Below are 18,406 nucleotides of genomic sequence, written 5' to 3' on the forward strand. Positions count from 1 at the left end.
CGTAGTTTCACTACGTTGTCAGAGAGGCTTTATTAACTCTCGTAGGTTCATCTGACGACACAAATGGTTTTCGGAATTTCTTCCGATTAACAACTCAAAACAGCGACTTTTCTTGTCGCACCACACCCCTCGCAATGTTTATTGCTTAAAACATTTTATTATTATTCAATAACTTACGTGAAGATGAGCATTTTTAAATCTGCCAACACCTCTGTTTTATATGGGTGTGCATCCACTCTTTAATATTAATCAATAATTTATAAAATATCAACACCTAATCCACACCTAGTAAATGAATAAAAAACCTCTATTAAACAAAGATACACACCTATTCGACCCCTATAATTAAATGATATAATTATTCTCAACTAGCCAAAATCAGTGCACTGAACCTGTATTATAAATTTAAAAGAGGATTTTATGCCCAAGGCCTATTGTTATTTAAATCAAAAAATTATTGATCAGCTCGAATCCATTAAAAAAGATGAAGGGCATGATTCATCGTCTCAAACAATGAAAGAAATGATTGAATTAGGAATAAAGGTTTATCTCCATAATAAAGATAATCCAGTGATAAGCGAGGATGAAAAAAGACGCTTAGAAAAAGAAGAAGAGTTAAATCGTCAACACACGACCCATCTTTTAAGATTGCTGGGAATAAGTGCTGATATTTTTCGTTGTGTTTATGATAAAAACAAACTTCAAAGTGATTCGAATAATGCCGAAGAACATATCGCAGAACTGAAGAAAAAGGTAGATAATTTCATTGAAGGATTTATCAATAATTAAGTTATAAAAAATAGTACTTGCCGTTAAATTGAAAGTAATAAAGATAATTTTTACTCTAAAAATTTTACCTAGAATCGAACATTAATTGTTTTAATTGGAAATAGGTAGTTAATCCAATTAAAGTAAATGCCCCTAATGAAATAGCTAAACTACCATAATAAAATAGTTCATTTCCCTTGGGAAAATGAACTATTTGGTCAATATATTCGATAAATAAAAAATACAATAACCAAATCAAAACCAACGAAAACGCTAATCCATTTTTTACATCATAATAAAAACAATGAATACGACTTAATATTGCTAAAATTATAAAAAACGGGAGCGATATAAAATAAAAAAACATTTGCATTCCAGATGGCTCATAAGCAACCTGTAATAGGTTGTTCATTTTGGTGGAACAAGCTACTAATACATAGACATAAATAAGGTAGAATGATGATCCATTTATCAATATTAGAGAGATTATTCCACACATTTTTTTCATATAAAAATTCCCATGCTCAATCAATTAAAGATATTTTAATATATTTCCATTTCTTCTCGCTGAAGGGTTTTCAATTTATCAATTGAATTGTTTTTAATTTCAGGAGTTTCAAGGTTCATTTGTCGTGAAATGGTATCAAGACACTTCTTAATTTGATCTTGATTCAAATCTGTTTTATTGGGGCTTCCAATCAGTTTATCGACACTAACTGCTTTATTTAATGTATCAACTACTTCTTGTATCCCTCCGATTTTAATCACATCATTAAAGTCTTTTTGACGCAGCGGAATGGCAATTTCTATGGTTTTTCCATGCTGTTTCAATCGTTCAATGGTTTGAATAATTACCCTGTCCTCTTTAATGGGTTTTCCATCATTATCCATGCAAATGACTATTTTATCGGTGAGCAAAGCCATATCGATATTTACAAAATTTTCTTTCCCTAGTGTCGCTATAACGCGTTCATTTTGAACTGCATCCCTGATGCTTAGTCCTGTTTCTACACCTTCTGCGATATAGGTGACACTTTCATGTCCTTTCCCCTCATTTAATATGACTCCAGCGCCTGCTTTTATTCCATAAGATTTCTTAGGCTTTATCTTCATAATTGCTTGATTCGCTGTGTCATTATCCAGATATACTGCTTCAACGCAGGCCACTTTATTGTCTTTGTCCCGCGCAATATTCAATAGTGCTGGCCTGTAGCGAACTTCTTCGGTATCTTTAGTATAAACATGGGGATGAAAGCGAATATTTTCTCCAGACACATTATGAATCTTTCTGATTTCTTTTAAATACCGCTCTGCTATTGTACCTGATATGGGTTTAGATTCTCTCGCTAATTGCAGCCCATAATCTGATGTTTTTCTTTTCTTATCAGAATCGATTGCTTGAATCTTATTAGGGTTTTTGCTTGCTAATTTAATACGTTCTTTTAAGTCATCACCTGTGAATTTGGCAGCATATTCAAGACTTTCTTTAAAATTTAGATTTAATGTTTTTTGAATCAAATGAAGCATGTTTCCTTTTTCCTTTGTTTCAAAGTTATGCCAAACTCCTCTTTTTTCTCCACTTAAACAGATGCTTAAGCTGCCTTTAGTACCATATCGATATTCTGTTTTTGACGAAAGCGCTCTATTGGGCTCTCCAAGTAGTGATTCAATCACGAGCTCAGCCTGGTCGGATAAGTTTTGTGACAGCATATTCGCATCATAGCGAGGTTCCTGGTTCTTTATTTTGGGCATACCATGCATTGGCTTGAGTGATTTTGGTTGCTCATTGGGCGTTTTGGACTTCATTGGGGTATGCAGGAGGCCAAGCGATTCCAATGCAGAAGTTTTTTCAGGAGTAACACGAAGTTGTTTTCGTAGTTTTTTATGATCGTCCGTATAAATCATGGCATGCAAGGAACCTCGCGTTACCATGATATAAAATGAACGCAGATGGTTTACTTGAGCATTTTTAGTTTCAGCAACTCCAATAACAAATGGGGATGAAGCCCCTTGAATTGAATAACTGGTAGCAGTATAACTATAATCCCAATGGGAATCCTTCATCTGTTTTTTTTCCAGAACGTGCGCCACGCCACTACTGTCTTTTACGGTAAATGACTCATCGTTTACCTCCGTCACCTGCACCCTTTCATTAGCGAAACGTCCCAAAGTCTTATCAGATTTTTTAAAATGAATTTTTTCACCCACCGAAACTCTTCCTGGCATGGATTGAAACAATTCAATCTTCCAGTCTTTATTTTCTTTTTCAGGAACAAAGAGGCATTTATTTCCTTTCGTATCATTTAATACCACTACTTTCGCTGCCTCATCTACCGAAACTACTTTGAAATAGTGCTCTCCTTTCTTTAAAAAATACTCTTCTTTCTTTTTTAAGCAATCCCGATACGTTTCACAATAATAAAGCTCTGCAGTGGTGTAATTCGTGCTTAGTAGCCGCGGGAACTCTTTGTTTTCAAGGCCTATGGTAGACTCTTTCATCAGTGCATTTCTAATCAGACCATTTGCAACTTCCCTTTTTTTATTTTCATGAATGATAACAATGGTGCTATCACGGCATGCTGGTGTCCGTGATAAATGGGTCTTGGGGAGTAATGGAACGGTCAACCGACTTAAGGATTATTAGGATCTCTTAGTGATCTTAGTTTTCCATTTTTACTTCATCAGACATCTAAGAACCTTGCTCGAGCAGTTGCTTTTTCTGACCTACCCCCTAAATTAGCACCAATTCATTGATGAGATTTGCTTTCCTCTTCGTCCTTACTTAATTGCGTTAGTGCCCCCAACTCACGCATAATTCGCATTCCACCTAAAAAGACGAACTTAATCCCTTTTGCCGATTTTATGATTGCGTAATAATTTCTCAGAAACGCCTTTAAAAACCTGTATTATCAGGGTAGACCATTAATTTATAAAAGACTAACATTTAGCGAATTTTATTCGCTAAACTAGAAGGAAAGCGAACTGTCCGCATTTGGAGGAGTCATGCCTTACCAATTTGTAAGAGAACCACTTCGAGCTGAGGAAGCAGATCAACTGTGTCAGGCATGTGAGTCAATGCTTGAAAAGCTGATTATTTGGATTTTAATTGATACTGGTCTGCGAGTATCAGAGTTATGTTCACTTACTTCACAAGATATTTTGTGGCAACAAAAATCACTGCGTATTTCAGGAAAAGGGGGCCCTTATGGTAAAAAATCAAAAAAACGAGTTGTTCCTATGTCTAACCGTGTACGGGCGTTACTTGAGCATTACTATGCGATTAATGAGCGCTTCCCTATTGGAGCAAGGCAAGTCCAAAAGATAGTAAAAGAAATTGCCAATAAGGCAAAAATCACTAAACAAGTGACGCCACACATTCTACGGCATACCTTTGCAACTTTAGCGCTGCAAAAAGGAATTTCATTGGCCTCAGTACAAAAAGCATTGGGGCATGACCGTTTGGAAACGACGGCTATTTATCTTAATTTTACTGACGCTCATGTTATAGAAGAATTTAGTGCCAAATGGTAAGTGCTTAGTTAAAGATCGCTTATCTGTTCTTTATTCCAAGGTAAATGCGCATATCCTTTTATAATATTGGGAGGAAATATAGGATACTTAATCACAGAAAAAAATGGCGAATAATCAAAATCACTCGGCGTGAATAAACGAGGATTGCGTCTGACAAGCTCTATGTGATGTTTATTTCCCTCGTGAATAAAAGGCAAAATGGGATAGTGTACCGACTGAAACGCATCGGCAATCATTGATGAGCAAATATCTTCTGTAGGTTGCATGGCATTGTGCTGAAATAGGGTTGAACGCCATTTTCTAGGGAAAATTCCCCAGGGAAATAAAAAACGCGCCAAATCGAATACATGTCGCACATCATAATTTTTACCCAAACGGTTGAGCGCATAAATCACAACTCGAGATACATCCTCTTGGGCTAACCATTCTGGCCTTACAATACGAAGATGGTCATCTTTGTATTTATCGAGTGGAGAAATAATAGTTCCTAGCCCCAGCTCGCTTTCTACCAAAAGCTGTTTATCGGGTGGGCCATCATAGTGTGTTTTAATGAGCTTCTGCAAAGAGTGTTCCTGAATGTCTTGCAAACGTCCTATATATAATGCGGCATGAGACCAAGGGCTTTGAGTCACATGTCGAATCATGCGGCTGATTCGGCTTCTTCCTTCCACCAAAAGCACATCGACAGGACGTATTTTGTCGCATAGTTTATTAAAATCACACAAATAGGCTCTTTGAGGTGGTGCTTGTCGTGATAACAAGCCACCGATTTTTTCAATAAACCACTCGCTCCAGCGTCCAGTCATGCTATTACTCTGAGTTTCAATTGCCATCTCCTCCCATTTCATTAGGCAACAGGTATTGATTTCTACTTAAATAAATTTTCGCAAGCTTTGGAAAAAAAGGCGCCAATTTGCTGATGAAATCGTAAGCCATGATGAGTGCGCCTAAAGCAAAAACTACATCACCTGGAAGGCGCAACCATTGCCATAATAACGTGGTATTATAAAACTCAAGACTCCTGGCATGAGCAAAGCCATGCTCATACACATCCATTAATTGAGCCCATCCTATAGGGAAGAAGTTCAGAACAATCCACAATAAAAGCCCTAGATTATAGAGCCAAAATGCCCAGGTACCCAAACGGTCACTCCAAGGTAAACGTTTTCCTGCCGCATAACGCAAACAAAAATAAATCAGTCCAAGGCCCAGTAAGCCAAATGCACCAAATAAAGCCGTATGCGCGTGATTGAGCGTTAAAAAAGTACCATGCTCATAATAATTTACCAATGGTGCATTGAGTGTTCCCCCACCAAAGACTCCCGCGCCAACAAAATTCCAAAAGGAGGCACCTAGCACATAAAGATAGGCTAAATTATAAGTAAAATCACCCTGGCGTTTTATCAACTGCCGATGTTCAATTGCATCAATAATAAGAAGCACTAAGGGCAATACCTCAATAAAGGAAAACATGGAACCAAGCGGCACCCAAATATCGGGCGTACCAGTCCAATACCAATGATGTCCTGTACCAACTACTCCACCTAAGAAAATAAGAATGGTTTCAAAATACATGGTTCGTTCTGCAAGAGCACGCGATACCAAGCCGGTGCCCATTAACAGATAAGCAGTTGCGCACGCTGCAAAAAATTCAAAGGATTGTTCAACCCAAAGATGAACGACCCACCAACGCCAAAAATCAGTAATGGTAAATGATTTTTCAATGCCGGTTAACGGAATCATCCCAAAGCAATACAATACAGCAACGTTGGCGGTGCTGGCCCAAAATAAATGTTCCAGACGAATTCTGCCCGTCCAAAATTGTACTGTGGCTTTTTTAACAGCACTCCATTGGGGCCACATACCGCGAAATACAATAAAACTCCACAAAAACAATCCCAGACAAAACCCAATTTGCCATAAACGACCCAGTTGCAAATAAGAAAGTCCCTGATTGCCAATCCAAAACCAGTACTGATTGACGTACCCCATAATTCCTAAATAATCACCAATTAAGGCGCCACCCACAACAAAGAGCGTCACCCAAAATAAAACGCTGACTAAAAATCCCTGGCCTTTCGCTTCCTTTTTGCTGATGATGGGTGCTATAAACACTGCCGCACTTATCCAGGACAGCGCAATCCAGACTATGGGCGTTTGTATGTGCACATCGCGCAGGAAGTTAAAGGGTAAATAGTCATTAATTGCGATGCCATAAAACCCCTCGCGCTCAGAATAGTAATGCGCCATAATAGCGCCTACTCCGATTTGAATGAGTAAAATCACTGCGACGACCAGGAAATACTGGCCCACTTTACGCTGACTTGATGTCAGTGGTTTAAAATGCATAAATAGCGGTGTTCTGGGAGAATTATCTGGCACACTTAGATAGCGATGATAAATATATAAAATGGCGCCAAAGCCTAAAAACACAAAACAAAAGGAAACCCACGTCCAGTAAAACGTAGCTGGGGTTGGGCTATTCCCCATACTGGGCTCATAAGGCCAATTGTTAGTATAGGAGCTGTTTTGTCCTGGCCGATGAGCAATGGTGGTCAGTGAGGAATAAATCAGGAACTCTGCTGTGCGCAATGCGCTTTGCTCATCGAGACTATAGGCTTTAGTCCAGCCTTTTTTGGCATCATGATTCAATAATGTTGAGGCAATTTCTTGTTTTAATTGTCCGATTGAGTCAGCAACATATTGCGACAAAACACTGATTGGCGCGCTTAAATCCGTATTCTGTAATTCACGCTGCATGGTTTTTCGAGCTAAATACTGCTCTTCTTCGGACAAAGCGGCAAATGATTTACCATAGCGTGCTTGCGCTATTTTTTCTTCAACAAGTCGTCCTAAACGCAGCAAATTGGTTGCTGTGTAATCTTCACCAAAATAAGAGCCCATACCATACAAACTGCCATAATCCATCAAATCAGCTCGTTGAAATCCCGCTTTGCCTGCAACAATGTCATCTTCAGTCATCACCACATAGCCTGATTGAGTTTGAAATTGTTGCGGTAGGGGTGGCGCAAGTTGGTAGGTTTTATAAGTACCCCATATGAGCACCATAAAGCAAAGCAGTGCAGTGAACAATAAAATCCATTTTAAAACCAGAGCTACTGGGTCGTTTGTTTCCTGGGCATATTCCGTTATGGTTTTCTTATTTTGAGTCATTGTTTCATTCCATGAAATTACGTGTCGATTTCTTAAAATTAGTGCTTATAAAAATACATCACTTAAGATAGCCTGAGAAGGCACGCCAGCAAGAAAAATCTGTTTTTTCAACTTATCAGTAGTGTCTTTAGGGCCACAGACATAAACTCGTGTCTCTTTTGGCTGATTTAAATGCATTAACGCGCGTTGTTCAATAGACGCTTCAGGATATCGTCCCTGACTTTGAAGTACGCACGCGTCATACACAAAAGAAGGAAACAACAGCGACAGCATTTCCAGCTCTTCTTTGTAGTAAATATCTTCATCAGCAAGGCCGCCATGAACTAAGGTGATGGTTCCTTGATGTTTGTTGCTTAATGCGCTTTTAATAATGGCAATAAGGGGCGCAAGTCCAGTTCCAGTTCCTGCCAGCAACATATTAAAAGCCAATTGCTCTGGGTTATAGTAGAAACAGCGTCCAAAGGGACCTCTTAGCTTCACCTCGGCATGTTTTGTTGCTTTGTTCGCTAGCCATTGCCCCATGCTTCCACCTGGATAAATTTTAACGTGTAATTCAATAAACCCCTCTTGCTCAGGAATGTTGGCGATGGAATAACTGCGTATTGTGCCTTCTGGATTAATGAGACTCAGGTATTGACCAGGAATCCAATGCTCTAAATCATCCACGTGAAGTTTTACTTGCATCACATTGTAATTCAATGCGTTGATATCGATGATTTGTGCGTTCACTTCACATTCAGTGCTTTCAGGAGTTAACACCTCCAGTGGCGTTTCAGGCTTTGCAAGACAAGCTAGAAAATAACCTTGCGCTTTAAGCGTTTCAGGTAATCCTTCTTGCCAGGCAGGGTTAATCTCCCCATCTTTGACTTTAATTAAGCAAGACTGACAAATGCCTGCCTGACACGAATTAGGATAATCAACCTCATGACGCAGTAAACAGTGCAACACGCTTTCTTGAGGCTCTATGGAGTAGGATTGATTATTAAATGCAACCGTACTCATGATGAGCGCCCCAAAACGTCATTACGAACGCTGTTAGCAATAGCGGCGACTTGATTAATATCCTCCGCATTTGCTCCTAATTCAGAAAGTGTTGCACCCAGATGCTCAATCACAATATCCACATGTGTATCATTTAGTCCGCGCTTGACCAGGTGAGCATGTCCTTCGCGCATGTTTTTTCCACTGTAGTGATTGGGCCCACCAAATGCCATGGTTAAAAATCCCTTTTGCTTTAGAATTTGTTGTTCCATATCAATATCATCAAAAAAATGACTGACTCGCTCATCGGTTAACATTTTGCGATAGAAAATATCAACCGCCGCATTGACTGCGCTTTGACCTCCCAAACGTTCAAACAATGACTCTGACATGGTGACTCCTTTAAAGATATATTTGCAATGCATCTTATAAAAAGAAATAATCACAGTCAATAACCTAATCAGGAATTCATGATGCAACTCACCCAATTTACCGATTATTCATTACGTGCTCTGATTTACATCGTACTTAGAAAAGAATCTTGTACCATTAAAGACATCACTGAAGCGTATGGCATATCGAGCCATCATATGGTTAAAATCATTCATAATTTAGCCAAACTTAAACTGATTAAAACCATTCGCGGGAAAAATGGCGGTATTTTAATGGCCGCTCAACCTGAAACCATTAATTTAGGCCAACTAATCGTCCAATTGGAGCCTCATTTTGATTTGGTGCCTTGTTTTAATAAAGAAAAAGCAAACTGCTGTATTGCTCCAGTGTGCAAATTAAAGAGTGTCTTGCATGAAGCGCAAGCCGCTTTTATGAGTGTTTTGGAGCGTTACACCTTAGCGGATGTAGTCACTAATAAGGCAGAGCTGTCTGTATTATTAAACATAAAACCATTAGAGAAGTAAGGCCTTATCGGGAGCAATAGGCCAGGAGTGCAAAACAGCTTGCAAAATACGTGCGTGATTATGTTTTGGGTCTTTTGCGGCATAAAACAAAGTAACAGAGGCGTCTTTTGTCATTTCCAGGATTTGCTCTATCAAAGTACTTTTATTGATTAATTCTTCAATATAGCAATCAATAAATTCGCCCCATCGCTTTTCAATATCCCCGTGAAACCATTGTCTTAACGCGACACTTGGCGTGATGTCTTTTAACCACAAATCAAAAGCCAATGTTTCTTTTTTGAGGCCACGGGGCCAGAGTCTATCAATCAAAATCCATGCTCCTTCTTTAATCGGTGGAGGAGCATAGACGCGGCAAATCTGAATCGTATTTCGATGAGTAGAACTCATGACATTCCTTGTTATAGACTATGCATTACCCCGGTTTTTGCGCAAGTAACATACCAAACACACCGGGTATCTGCTTTCCAGATGCATCTTGTTTATGCAAATGCCCCACTGATTCTTTATATTCCAGTATAGACCATCCAGTATCTTGATAAAGATGATAGAGCTCTTCTTTATGGGGCAGGTACGTGAAAAAATCTGGCAATGGGTAGAGTTCTGATTGAATGGGGAAAACCAAGAAATGATACCCATTCTTATTGGTTGCTTCTTGGAGCTCTGTAAGCAAGGAGGGGATACGTTCCGAATTTAAGAACTGCAGTGTGACGGTTGAAAACACGAAATCAAAATGTTCCACACCAAGCGCTAAGGGTTGATTTAAATCGTGCAGTTGAGTGGACACCTTGCTCAAATCTTCATTTTGAGCAATTTCCTGAATTGTCTCTAGCGATGCTTGATTGTTATCTATTCCGGTAATGTGATGCCCCATGTTGGCTAAATACAATAAATTCCTTCCAGAGCCACAGCCTACATCGAGAATAGATGCTTCTTGCAGATGATGTAAGTAAGTCTGATAAACATACACTAAGTCGCTTTGTACAGCACTTAGACCGTATTTTTTATTGAAGTAGCGATGAGGCATGCAGTAAAACTTAAGTGTTGCCTTAAATGATTCACTGACAGGAATAACTTTATGCCATGCCGCTGGTGGAATCTGAAGCTCGGGATGCTTGTGATCGATGCGCGTGCGTGAACACTCTTGTCCCTGGCCATTTAAGAATGCAAAATCAATCGCTCCTTCATGCAGAGAAAGCCTTCCCCATGTGCCTTCTTTGGTGCTGTGTTTTTCTAAGAAAAACTTCAGTTTTCCATGGCTGTCAATGTCGGTTCGTTTATAGCACAGTAACTCATTGTATTCTGATGACATGATGCATCCTTTATATTCTTGATTATTGGCCCTGTGATTCCGTGTTGTTTGCATTATCGATGTATTCTGGTTTCAATTGAGTTAACAACGTTTTGCCATTGACCAACTTATCTGCTAATTGATGGTTTACATCACGATGCTCCACTTCATCGTCTCGCACCACTAAAAGCACGTCTCGCAACCTGGCATCAGCAGCAAGCCCCCAATAGTGTTTGGCAACATCAGGTGCAGGAACATTCTCAATACGTCCTTCATCCAACTCCTGTAAATAATGGGTGTAACTGATCACGGCTTCTTCTTCAAGATAACCAACAAAACGATGTGCTGTTTTTGAAGAACAAACATACATCAGCAGATACAACACCACAAAAATAGCTTGTGCCGTAAAAATAATAAAGCGCTCAAACCAGTTGGGTTTGGCAATGTACATAAAGGTAATCAAATGCATCCGTTCATTATCTGCTTCATCCAGTAAAATTTTAATCCAGCCCTCGTCGTTTTTAATTTTTCTTAGGCAGCGCAAATGCAGCAAAGCAGCACCGACCATACCAGGAACAGCTGCTACCGTTTCCAGCACAATGGCTCGATTTCCATAGCGTTTTTGAAAAAAAGTATCTGCGAAAAATCGGAAAAACTTTACCAGACCAAAGGCAATTTTATCACTGATGGTTTGGGCAGGCCTATGAGTTACTGGCATGATGTGCTCCTTTATGGTGATATAAGATATATTATATTAAAGGTGTATTTTAAATGCAACTTTAATATAACTGATTGTCTTGGGATTACAGGTGATGATTCGCTCGATGAATACGGCATTCAATCTCGTTTAAAAATTATAATACTTTGATTAGTAAAGACTTTATAAATTAGCAGTTCTTGACTGAGACCGCCTCATCTTCATAAGATGTATTTTAAATATTTTTATAGGTTGACATGATGAGAATACATTGGCTGTCAATTGCCGCACTCCTATGGGCAGGGATGATACTCGGTATTTCTTTTTTAGAAAGCTGGGTAAAATTTAAAACCCCTACTCTTGGCAAATTAGTGGGATTAGAAGTTGGGCGAACCGTGTTTCGCTCCTTTCAACAGGTGCAGTTAGTTTTTCTTATCCTAATAATTGCGTTGTATGTTTTCCACGTCCACACTGTGTTAGACAATGTATTATTGGGAGTTCTCATCAGTGTTGCAATACTGCAAGTCTTTTGGGTATTTCCAATACTCTGTCAACGAATTGATGATTTAGCAACAGGCAAGAAATTACCTCATTCTTATGCTCATGTAATGTATGGTATCGGAGAGGTAATCAAATTTATTGTACTTTTAGTATTCGGGATGACGGGGTATTAAATAATACGCTCCTGGATTGTCATCAGTGACACTGTAAATAGACCTATTTCTTTATATTTTTTATATGATGAAAATAAAATACGGAGCTTTAGTCAATGCAAGCAGCATTTCGTTTTTTAATTATTGAAGAATCCATGGCCTCGCGCATTGTGATTCGCGATCAATTTACTCGTTTAAATCAACACATAGATTTAGTATCCACAATAGAAGAAGCACTAGAGCGAATTGCCTCCGCGTTTTACGATATGATTTTAGTCGATAGTCGTTTTTATCATGAATTGATAACGATGGACTTTAAATCCTTAATCCCAGAGCAAAATAAAATGACGCTTCGTTCATTAATCGGCATCATGACGAACCAGGCAATCGATTTATCTCATCAACAGTCACTTGAAGATTATCTGTATTTTGCTAAGCCGTTTTCATCAGAAAAGACAATTCAAATCATTGATTATCTTAAAGTGATTATGGAGGCTAAACATGAATAAGTATGCCTTTATTTTTAGAATTTCAGGCTGATCAATAATACTCCAAAACAAAATACATCGAAGTTGATTTTGTTGACCAACCGTCAGAATGACCAATGATATTTTAGGTTTGTTAATGGGTTTTTAAAGAAGTCATACTAAATTTATGGAGGTTAGTTGTTGATGTTGGCAATTTAATTTGTATGTTTACAATTTGGTTCTTTGACATGTGTTGCAAAAAATCTAAGTTTTACAACACGCATTTATAATGAGATGTTATGCCTGTTGACTTTCTTTCTCCTGCTCAGCGTGAAAACTATGGCAGGTACCCTAATGACTTAGCACCAGAATTTATCGCTAATTATTTTTTTCTCGATGATCAAGATAGGGAATGGATAAGAAATAAACGAGGAGCATTTAGTCGGTTAGGTTATGCTCTTCAATTAACTACGGCTAGATTTGTTGGCACTTTTTACAGTGATTTGACTGAAATTCCTTATAAAATCATTGAGCGGATTGCCACCCAAATTAATGTAGCCGATATTCAGAATTCTCTTGAGCGTTATCAGAAAAGTGAACAACGATGGCGGCATACTGTTGAAATAAGAACACGTTATGGGTTTACAGAATTTAATGAAGAAGGTATTCGTTTTAAGTTGGGCCGGTGGCTATATGCTTTATTTTGGACTGGAACAGATAGGCCAGGATTATTATTTGAGCAAACCGTGTTATGGCTTATAAACAATAAAGTTTTATTGCCAGGAATAACAACAGTAGAACGATTTATTGCTGAAATTCGTAGTAGAATGGATACGCGCTTATGGCGATCATTGATTAAAAATTTAACTAACGACCAGACAGAAAAACTTAATAATTTACTATTGGTGGCAGAGAAGCAACGCCAATCATTACTTGATATTCTTCGCAAAGGCCCTGTAAGAGCAAGTAGTAAGACATTGGTTAAAGCACTAAAACGTATTGAAATGGCGCGCGAACTAAGCATTGTATTACCTAAGCGGTTACCTGAGGGTAGAGTATCTGTTCTTTCTCGCTTTGCTAATACTGCAAAGACAACCGCTATAAGCCGCCTTTCTTATGAAAGAAAGATGGCAACTTTAGTTGCTTTTGCTCATCATTTTGAAGCTACGGCACAAGATGATGCTCTTGATATATTATCTATTGTCTTAAGTGAGCTATTTTCCAAAGCAAAACGTACTAATCATAAAACGAGGTTACGAACAATTAAAGATTTAGACTCTGCTGCAGCGACATTGATTGATGCCTGCAAAGTTGTTTTAGATAACAATCTTACTGATCAAGAGGTTCGGAGTAAAATCTTCAATATCGTTGGATATGAAGAATTAATAATCGCTGTTACCGAAGTAAATGCGCTAATTCAACCGCCAGATGATGTTTTTTATCGCGAACTCGAGGATAAAGAACAAACAATTAAAAACTTTTTACCTTCTCTTCTTCGTGTTATTCACTTTGACAGCAATGAAGCAGGAAAACCTATTATCCAGGCGCTTGATTGGTTAAAAAGTAAATCAAAAAAAGAAGCGCCAATGGATTTAGTCAGTAAAACATGGAAACGATATATTCATGATAAAGAAAATCAGTTCAATAAAACTGCGTATATTTTCTGTGTTCTTGATAAATTACAAGGAGCGTTGAAACGCCGCGATCTCTTTATTAGCCCAAGTTGGCGTTATTCTGATCCTAGAGCCAATCTTCATGGAGGAACAGAGTGGGAGGCCATACGCCCAGTGATTTGTCGTTCTTTAAACTTAACAAATGAACCACATGGTTATTTACAGGAGTTTGTTAATGAATTAGATGAAACATATAAATTGGTGGCTAAAAATTTTGATAATAACCCTTTTATAAGATTCGATCTGATTAAAGGCAGTGAAGAACTTATTCTAACCCAATTAGACAAGTTAGATGAGCCTGAATCACTAAAACTGTTGCGCAGTGAAGTTAAATCCAGACTCCCTCGTGTAGATTTACCCGAAGTATTGCTGGAAATTGCTAAGCGAACTAACTTCATTTCAGCATTTACTCATATTAATGAAGGGAATGCTCGGGCTGTTGATTTAGAAATCAGTATTTGTGCTGTTTTACTTGCCCAGGCGTGCAATACTGGTCTTGAACCTTTTGTAAGAGAGGATATTCCAGCATTAAAAAGAGATCGTTTGATATGGGTTGATCAAAATTATATTCGCGATGAGACGATAACTGCATCCAACGCCATATTAGTTGCCGCACAAAACCAGAGTAAATTAGCGAAAAAATGGGGCGGTGGAGATATAGCCTCTGCTGATGGAATGCGTTTTGTTGTACCTGTCCGTTCTTTGCATGCAGCTCCAAATCCAAAGTACTTTAATCAAGGACGCGGAGTCACCTGGTATAATTTACTTTCAAATCAAAGAACTGGTTTGAATGATGTTACAGTGCCAGGAACTTTGCGAGACAGTTTGATTCTATTGGGAGTAGTGCTAGAACAACAAACAGAGTTAAAACCAACTCGCATCATGACAGATACGGGTGCTTACAGTGATATTGTATTTGGTCTTTTTCGTCTCTTAGGGTATCGTTTTAGTCCACGATTAGCTGATTTGGGAGATGCTCGTTTTTGGCGAGTTGATCCACTGGCAGACTATGGCAAACTCAATATTCTTGCTAAACATCGTGCAAATCTTGAGCGCATTATTCCTCATTGGGACGATGTGCTGCGTTTGGTTGGATCTTTAAAACTTGGCCGAGTACCCGCAACAGGGATTATGAGAACTCTTCAGGTGGGTGACAAACCCACAAGATTAGCACAAGCCATTGCTGAAATTGGGCGCATAGATAAGACCATTCATATGCTTAACTATATTCATGATGAATCGTGTCGCCGTAGTACTTTATTACAACTAAATTTGACAGAGGGCAGACACAGCTTGGCGCGTTCTGTTTTTCACGGAAAAAGAGGAGAACTTCACCAACGATATCGCGAAGGACAAGAAGATCAACTAGGAGCATTAGGATTAGTGCTTAATGTTCTGGTTCATTGGAATACTATTTATATGGATGCCACGTTAGATCAGCTAAAGAACGATAACTTTCCTGTGAATGAAGAAGATGAAGTGAGGCTATCACCATTTGCAAAAGCACATTTTAATATGCTTGGCCGATATTCATTCTCTATGTCTGATGAAGTAAAAGATGGAAAATTAAGATCACTAAGAGATCCTAATAATCCTTAAGTCGGTTAGCCGTTCCATTACTCCCCAAGCCCCATATTAGAATATCTGTATAGGGAAAACCCATCAATGAATGCCTTTTTCGGCCATTATTTTGAACTAAAACGAGTCAACATGGAAATAAGAACAGTAGCTTTTGAATCTGAGTTAATTATTACTTTGGAGAACAATCAAAAGGTGGTGATTACCCCTTTTAAAACCCATGAACCTGGAAATTTCAAACTGGGAATTGATGCGCCTAAACAGGTGACTGTGAACAGGCAAGAAATTTATTTAAGAAAACAGGAACAGTTAAAGAAAGAGAATACATTAACTGACTCCTAATGGTTTTTGTTATAGCGAGATGAGTGGATTTTTATTAGCATTTATTCTGGAAATAATAAGGCTCGATGGTTTCATAAAGCAGGTCGTTAAGGTGGTGTATCACTCGATGAATTAAAATATCATGGGTATCGGTGAATTGATGGGCGATTACCTCACTGACTGCATCAGTCGTTTGCTCTTCTTTGGTCAGGATTAACAGTAGATACTCTGGTTGTGTGGAAAGAAATTCATTAATTAACGGGCGAAGCAGTTCAAGTGTGGCCTCTTTTTTGGATAAATAAATTAAACACTCGCGTTCGAGCGCACGAAACAATTTATTATTCAAGGAATATCCTTTTGCAGCCAACCCTTAATATAGGTAATGGTTTCTTCAATAGTACTTACTGCTTGATGATAGCAGAAGTAATTATTTTCTTGTACTGATTATTATTGCACCGCATAAGATAATCATAGTCCCATTTGAATTAGTCGTGAAGATTTTCTATGGGTTTTAATGTAGTAAAAAGAGGGCAGAAAGTCATTCGGTCGATGCTGTAAGTGCTGCAATGCCAATTCTAATCGCCTTAGCTCTTCAATTGGTGGATATCATTATTCTGGGGACTTTGCTTTATTTTTTAAGGCCCTGTGAATTCACAATTCAGTAAGATTTTTATGAATTTACTGTGACTCCAAACGGAACGAACAGTGTTTTCCCATTGATTTGTACTTGAACAAACATTTTAATAAATCCTACTTTGTTAGGCTCTATATGAAATAGTAATTCAGGTCCTCCTCGTTCAGTATTATTTGTAGGTTCCTTGCCCATTGGATGAACATGAGTTACAGTTTTAAAGTCCTCATTAAAACCTACGATGTGAGCATAAGCACCCATAATGGGTTCTAAGGTATGAACTGGGTTTTCCTTTGCATCGGTGATGTCAATTTTGCCCATGACTGCTTGACCGACGTGCAATGGTGTTTTATCAAAAGACAATTTGAATTGGTAGCCATCAACACTACTTTCAAATAATGGTTGTCGATGAATAGGATTTTCCAATCTCTTTTTGGTTTTTGGGGAAGGTAAATCAGCAACTACATATTCTTGGGTTTTTGTATTAGTCGGTATCAGATCAGCCCATGCTCGATAGGAGGCGTTCTTAAGAGTAGGTTGCCATTCAAATTGATAGATACCTGGTTTCGTTGTTTCGACTGGATGGACATGACTGTAGTCAAGGAGGTTATCATCGATAATCAACAAATGAATCTTTTGTGTATGTGCTTCAATAAGATCGTTTAAGGTGATTGGTTTATTGCTTTTGGTGTCAATTAATTTGATTAACACCAGTTTCTTGTCCTTTTTATCCTTTATCTCTTGAATAGATAATTGCATGGTATTTTTTGATTTCAAAGAATGTGTTGCTTGATTGTTCATCATGCGTTGATTAGGCTTTTCGGAGAAAGCAGTAGGATAATATAAGTTAATGAATATCAAGCTCATTAGGGTGACGGCACATTTCTTCACAATATTTTTGTCTCCAAGAAAACCAATTGGTTATAAAATAATTTCTTATAGTCCTATTCTGTAGGCTATTTATTTTGATCAGCACATAGAATGATATCATGATTGTCCTTTTAAGACAGACATTAAATATAAGTAGAGGTATCCCAAATGTTTATTGTGTAACTTCATGTTGCTTTTAATGGTTCATTCGATTATTGGATATTGTTCAGAAAGCAATGTACCTTCTCCAAAAAATGATTGTTAGGAGCGTCATCGACGTTATTGATTGAGGTGATGAATTTGATGTGATCCGTGTCAATTAATTAGTGTCCTATTTCGAAAATCCAGCACCAATTTTGAATGGGTTTAGGACACAAAAAAGTGAGCTAAAATCAATTCAGCTATCATTCAATTAATTCAATAAAAGGGAAAAATTTTTCTTTTGTACGCTAAATCTTTTTAAGAGTTTTTTATTGAGGATACCTCAAGGCATTCTAGTTGAGTTTCTCAAAGGTTATTCTTAGCTAACTGTCTGTCAAAGCAGAGAACACTTTGTTTTGACTTGTCCATGCCAAAGAGTCTATATTGTAATTATTTCCTTTTAAAATCAAGGATGGAAATCATCATGAAACACAGTCATTGGATGGTTTTGGCGTGTTGTTTAATCCTTACTGCGTGCATGAGCAGTGGCACTAGCAGTAAGGATACTAAGAGTCTGGAAGAGCATGTCGCTCAAGGCCATGTTGGTCATGGTGGCGGTGGTGGTCGCTAACACTAAAATCTTTTACTCAATCCTAAAGGTTAACATGAGCGCTCACTCTATTAATAAGAACTATTTGGGCACTAAAAATTGGGAT

Annotated in this window: 19 protein-coding genes; 8 read left to right on the plus strand and 11 right to left on the minus strand. The window is 38.2% G+C overall.

Translation table 11 applies throughout. From position 1 onward, the window contains the following. Positions 1-420 precede the first annotated feature (420 nt). Positions 421-789 (plus strand): hypothetical protein, encoded by a 369-nt coding sequence (locus ACWTEW_RS24005; RefSeq protein WP_042238349.1) that lies wholly within the window; start codon positions 421-423, stop codon positions 787-789. A gap of 64 nt (positions 790-853) precedes the next feature. On the opposite strand, the gene ACWTEW_RS24010 is transcribed toward ACWTEW_RS24005, so the two are convergent. Both ACWTEW_RS24010 and ACWTEW_RS24015 read right to left on the minus strand, forming a co-directional pair. Then, on the minus strand, positions 854-1,276 hold the full coding sequence (locus ACWTEW_RS24010) for a hypothetical protein (RefSeq protein WP_058478483.1): 423 nt from the start codon (positions 1,274-1,276) through the stop codon (positions 854-856). Positions 1,277-1,311: 35 nt separating this feature from the next. Next, positions 1,312-3,267, minus strand: coding sequence for a DUF7146 domain-containing protein (locus ACWTEW_RS24015; RefSeq protein ID WP_454783502.1), 1,956 nt, complete (start codon positions 3,265-3,267; stop codon positions 1,312-1,314). 504 nt (positions 3,268-3,771) lie between these two features. Between ACWTEW_RS24015 and ACWTEW_RS24020 the strand changes: the two genes are divergently transcribed. Then, positions 3,772-4,299: a tyrosine-type recombinase/integrase gene (locus tag ACWTEW_RS24020; protein WP_061504282.1), complete on the plus strand. Its 528-nt coding sequence runs from the start codon at positions 3,772-3,774 to the stop codon at positions 4,297-4,299. Positions 4,300-4,307: 8 nt separating this feature from the next. Here the strand turns inward: ACWTEW_RS24020 and ACWTEW_RS24025 are convergent, their stop codons facing one another. From ACWTEW_RS24025 to ACWTEW_RS24040, 4 genes are read right to left on the minus strand one after another with little or no spacing between them, the layout of a single operon-like run. Continuing rightward, entirely contained in the window at positions 4,308-5,132 is an 825-nt protein-coding gene (locus tag ACWTEW_RS24025) for a YiiX/YebB-like N1pC/P60 family cysteine hydrolase (protein WP_172461333.1), read from the minus strand. Then, positions 5,122-7,473: a nitric-oxide reductase large subunit gene (locus tag ACWTEW_RS24030; protein ID WP_061504283.1), complete on the minus strand. Its 2,352-nt coding sequence runs from the start codon at positions 7,471-7,473 to the stop codon at positions 5,122-5,124. Before ACWTEW_RS24030 ends, ACWTEW_RS24025 begins: the two co-directional genes overlap by 11 nt. Before the next feature lie 45 nt (positions 7,474-7,518). Next, the gene (locus tag ACWTEW_RS24035; protein WP_061504284.1) at positions 7,519-8,475 is read right to left on the minus strand and encodes an FAD-binding oxidoreductase; all 957 of its coding nucleotides are present in this window, start codon (positions 8,473-8,475) and stop codon (positions 7,519-7,521) included. Continuing rightward, positions 8,472-8,846, minus strand: a complete 375-nt coding sequence (locus tag ACWTEW_RS24040) for a group I truncated hemoglobin (protein WP_061504285.1) — start codon at positions 8,844-8,846, stop codon at positions 8,472-8,474. Before ACWTEW_RS24040 ends, ACWTEW_RS24035 begins: the two co-directional genes overlap by 4 nt. Positions 8,847-8,927: 81 nt before the next feature. On the opposite strand from ACWTEW_RS24040, the gene ACWTEW_RS24045 reads away from it, so the two are divergent. Next, positions 8,928-9,371, plus strand: a complete 444-nt coding sequence (locus ACWTEW_RS24045) for an Rrf2 family transcriptional regulator (protein ID WP_061504286.1) — start codon at positions 8,928-8,930, stop codon at positions 9,369-9,371. Here the strand turns inward: ACWTEW_RS24045 and ACWTEW_RS24050 are convergent. The 3 genes from ACWTEW_RS24050 to ACWTEW_RS24060 are packed head-to-tail and all read right to left on the minus strand — an operon-like array spanning position 9,360 to position 11,377. After that, a complete protein-coding gene (locus ACWTEW_RS24050) occupies positions 9,360-9,758 on the minus strand; it encodes a DUF488 domain-containing protein (RefSeq protein WP_061504287.1) in 399 nt (132 codons plus the stop codon). The two genes, ACWTEW_RS24045 and ACWTEW_RS24050, sit on opposite strands and share 12 nt — an antisense overlap. 25 nt (positions 9,759-9,783) lie before the next feature. After that, a complete protein-coding gene (tehB, locus tag ACWTEW_RS24055) occupies positions 9,784-10,680 on the minus strand; it encodes an SAM-dependent methyltransferase TehB (RefSeq protein WP_454783503.1) in 897 nt (298 codons plus the stop codon). Positions 10,681-10,702: 22 nt separating this feature from the next. After that, entirely contained in the window at positions 10,703-11,377 is a 675-nt protein-coding gene (locus ACWTEW_RS24060; protein ID WP_061504289.1) for an alternative oxidase, read from the minus strand. A gap of 236 nt (positions 11,378-11,613) precedes the next feature. On the opposite strand from ACWTEW_RS24060, the gene ACWTEW_RS24065 reads away from it, so the two are divergent. From ACWTEW_RS24065 to ACWTEW_RS24080, 4 genes are all read left to right on the plus strand, one after another. Continuing rightward, positions 11,614-12,030 carry a hypothetical protein gene (locus ACWTEW_RS24065; protein WP_147285897.1) on the plus strand — a complete coding sequence of 139 codons (417 nt, stop codon included), beginning with the start codon at positions 11,614-11,616 and terminating at the stop codon, positions 12,028-12,030. A gap of 95 nt (positions 12,031-12,125) precedes the next feature. Then, positions 12,126-12,518, plus strand: coding sequence for a DNA-binding transcriptional response regulator (locus ACWTEW_RS24070; protein ID WP_061504291.1), 393 nt, complete (start codon positions 12,126-12,128; stop codon positions 12,516-12,518). Positions 12,519-12,775: 257 nt separating this feature from the next. Continuing rightward, complete coding sequence (locus ACWTEW_RS24075; protein ID WP_061504292.1) at positions 12,776-15,748, plus strand: Tn3 family transposase; 2,973 nt, start codon at positions 12,776-12,778, stop codon at positions 15,746-15,748. A 66-nt stretch (positions 15,749-15,814) separates the two neighbouring features. Continuing rightward, positions 15,815-16,069, plus strand: a complete 255-nt coding sequence (locus tag ACWTEW_RS24080) for a carbon storage regulator (RefSeq protein WP_236715307.1) — start codon at positions 15,815-15,817, stop codon at positions 16,067-16,069. Between the two features lie 34 nt (positions 16,070-16,103). Here the strand turns inward: ACWTEW_RS24080 and ACWTEW_RS24085 are convergent, their stop codons facing one another. Together ACWTEW_RS24085 and ACWTEW_RS24090 are read right to left on the minus strand one after the other, a co-directional pair. Next, positions 16,104-16,394: a hypothetical protein gene (locus ACWTEW_RS24085; protein WP_058393307.1), complete on the minus strand. Its 291-nt coding sequence runs from the start codon at positions 16,392-16,394 to the stop codon at positions 16,104-16,106. Between the two features lie 324 nt (positions 16,395-16,718). After that, the gene (locus ACWTEW_RS24090) at positions 16,719-17,570 is read right to left on the minus strand and encodes a hypothetical protein (RefSeq protein WP_058393308.1); all 852 of its coding nucleotides are present in this window, start codon (positions 17,568-17,570) and stop codon (positions 16,719-16,721) included. A gap of 604 nt (positions 17,571-18,174) precedes the next feature. Between ACWTEW_RS24090 and ACWTEW_RS24095 the strand changes: the two genes are divergently transcribed. Further along, complete coding sequence (locus ACWTEW_RS24095) at positions 18,175-18,321, plus strand: hypothetical protein (RefSeq protein WP_165481743.1); 147 nt, start codon at positions 18,175-18,177, stop codon at positions 18,319-18,321. Positions 18,322-18,406 lie beyond the last annotated feature (85 nt).

Source organism: Legionella stuttgartensis (assembly GCF_977063405.2).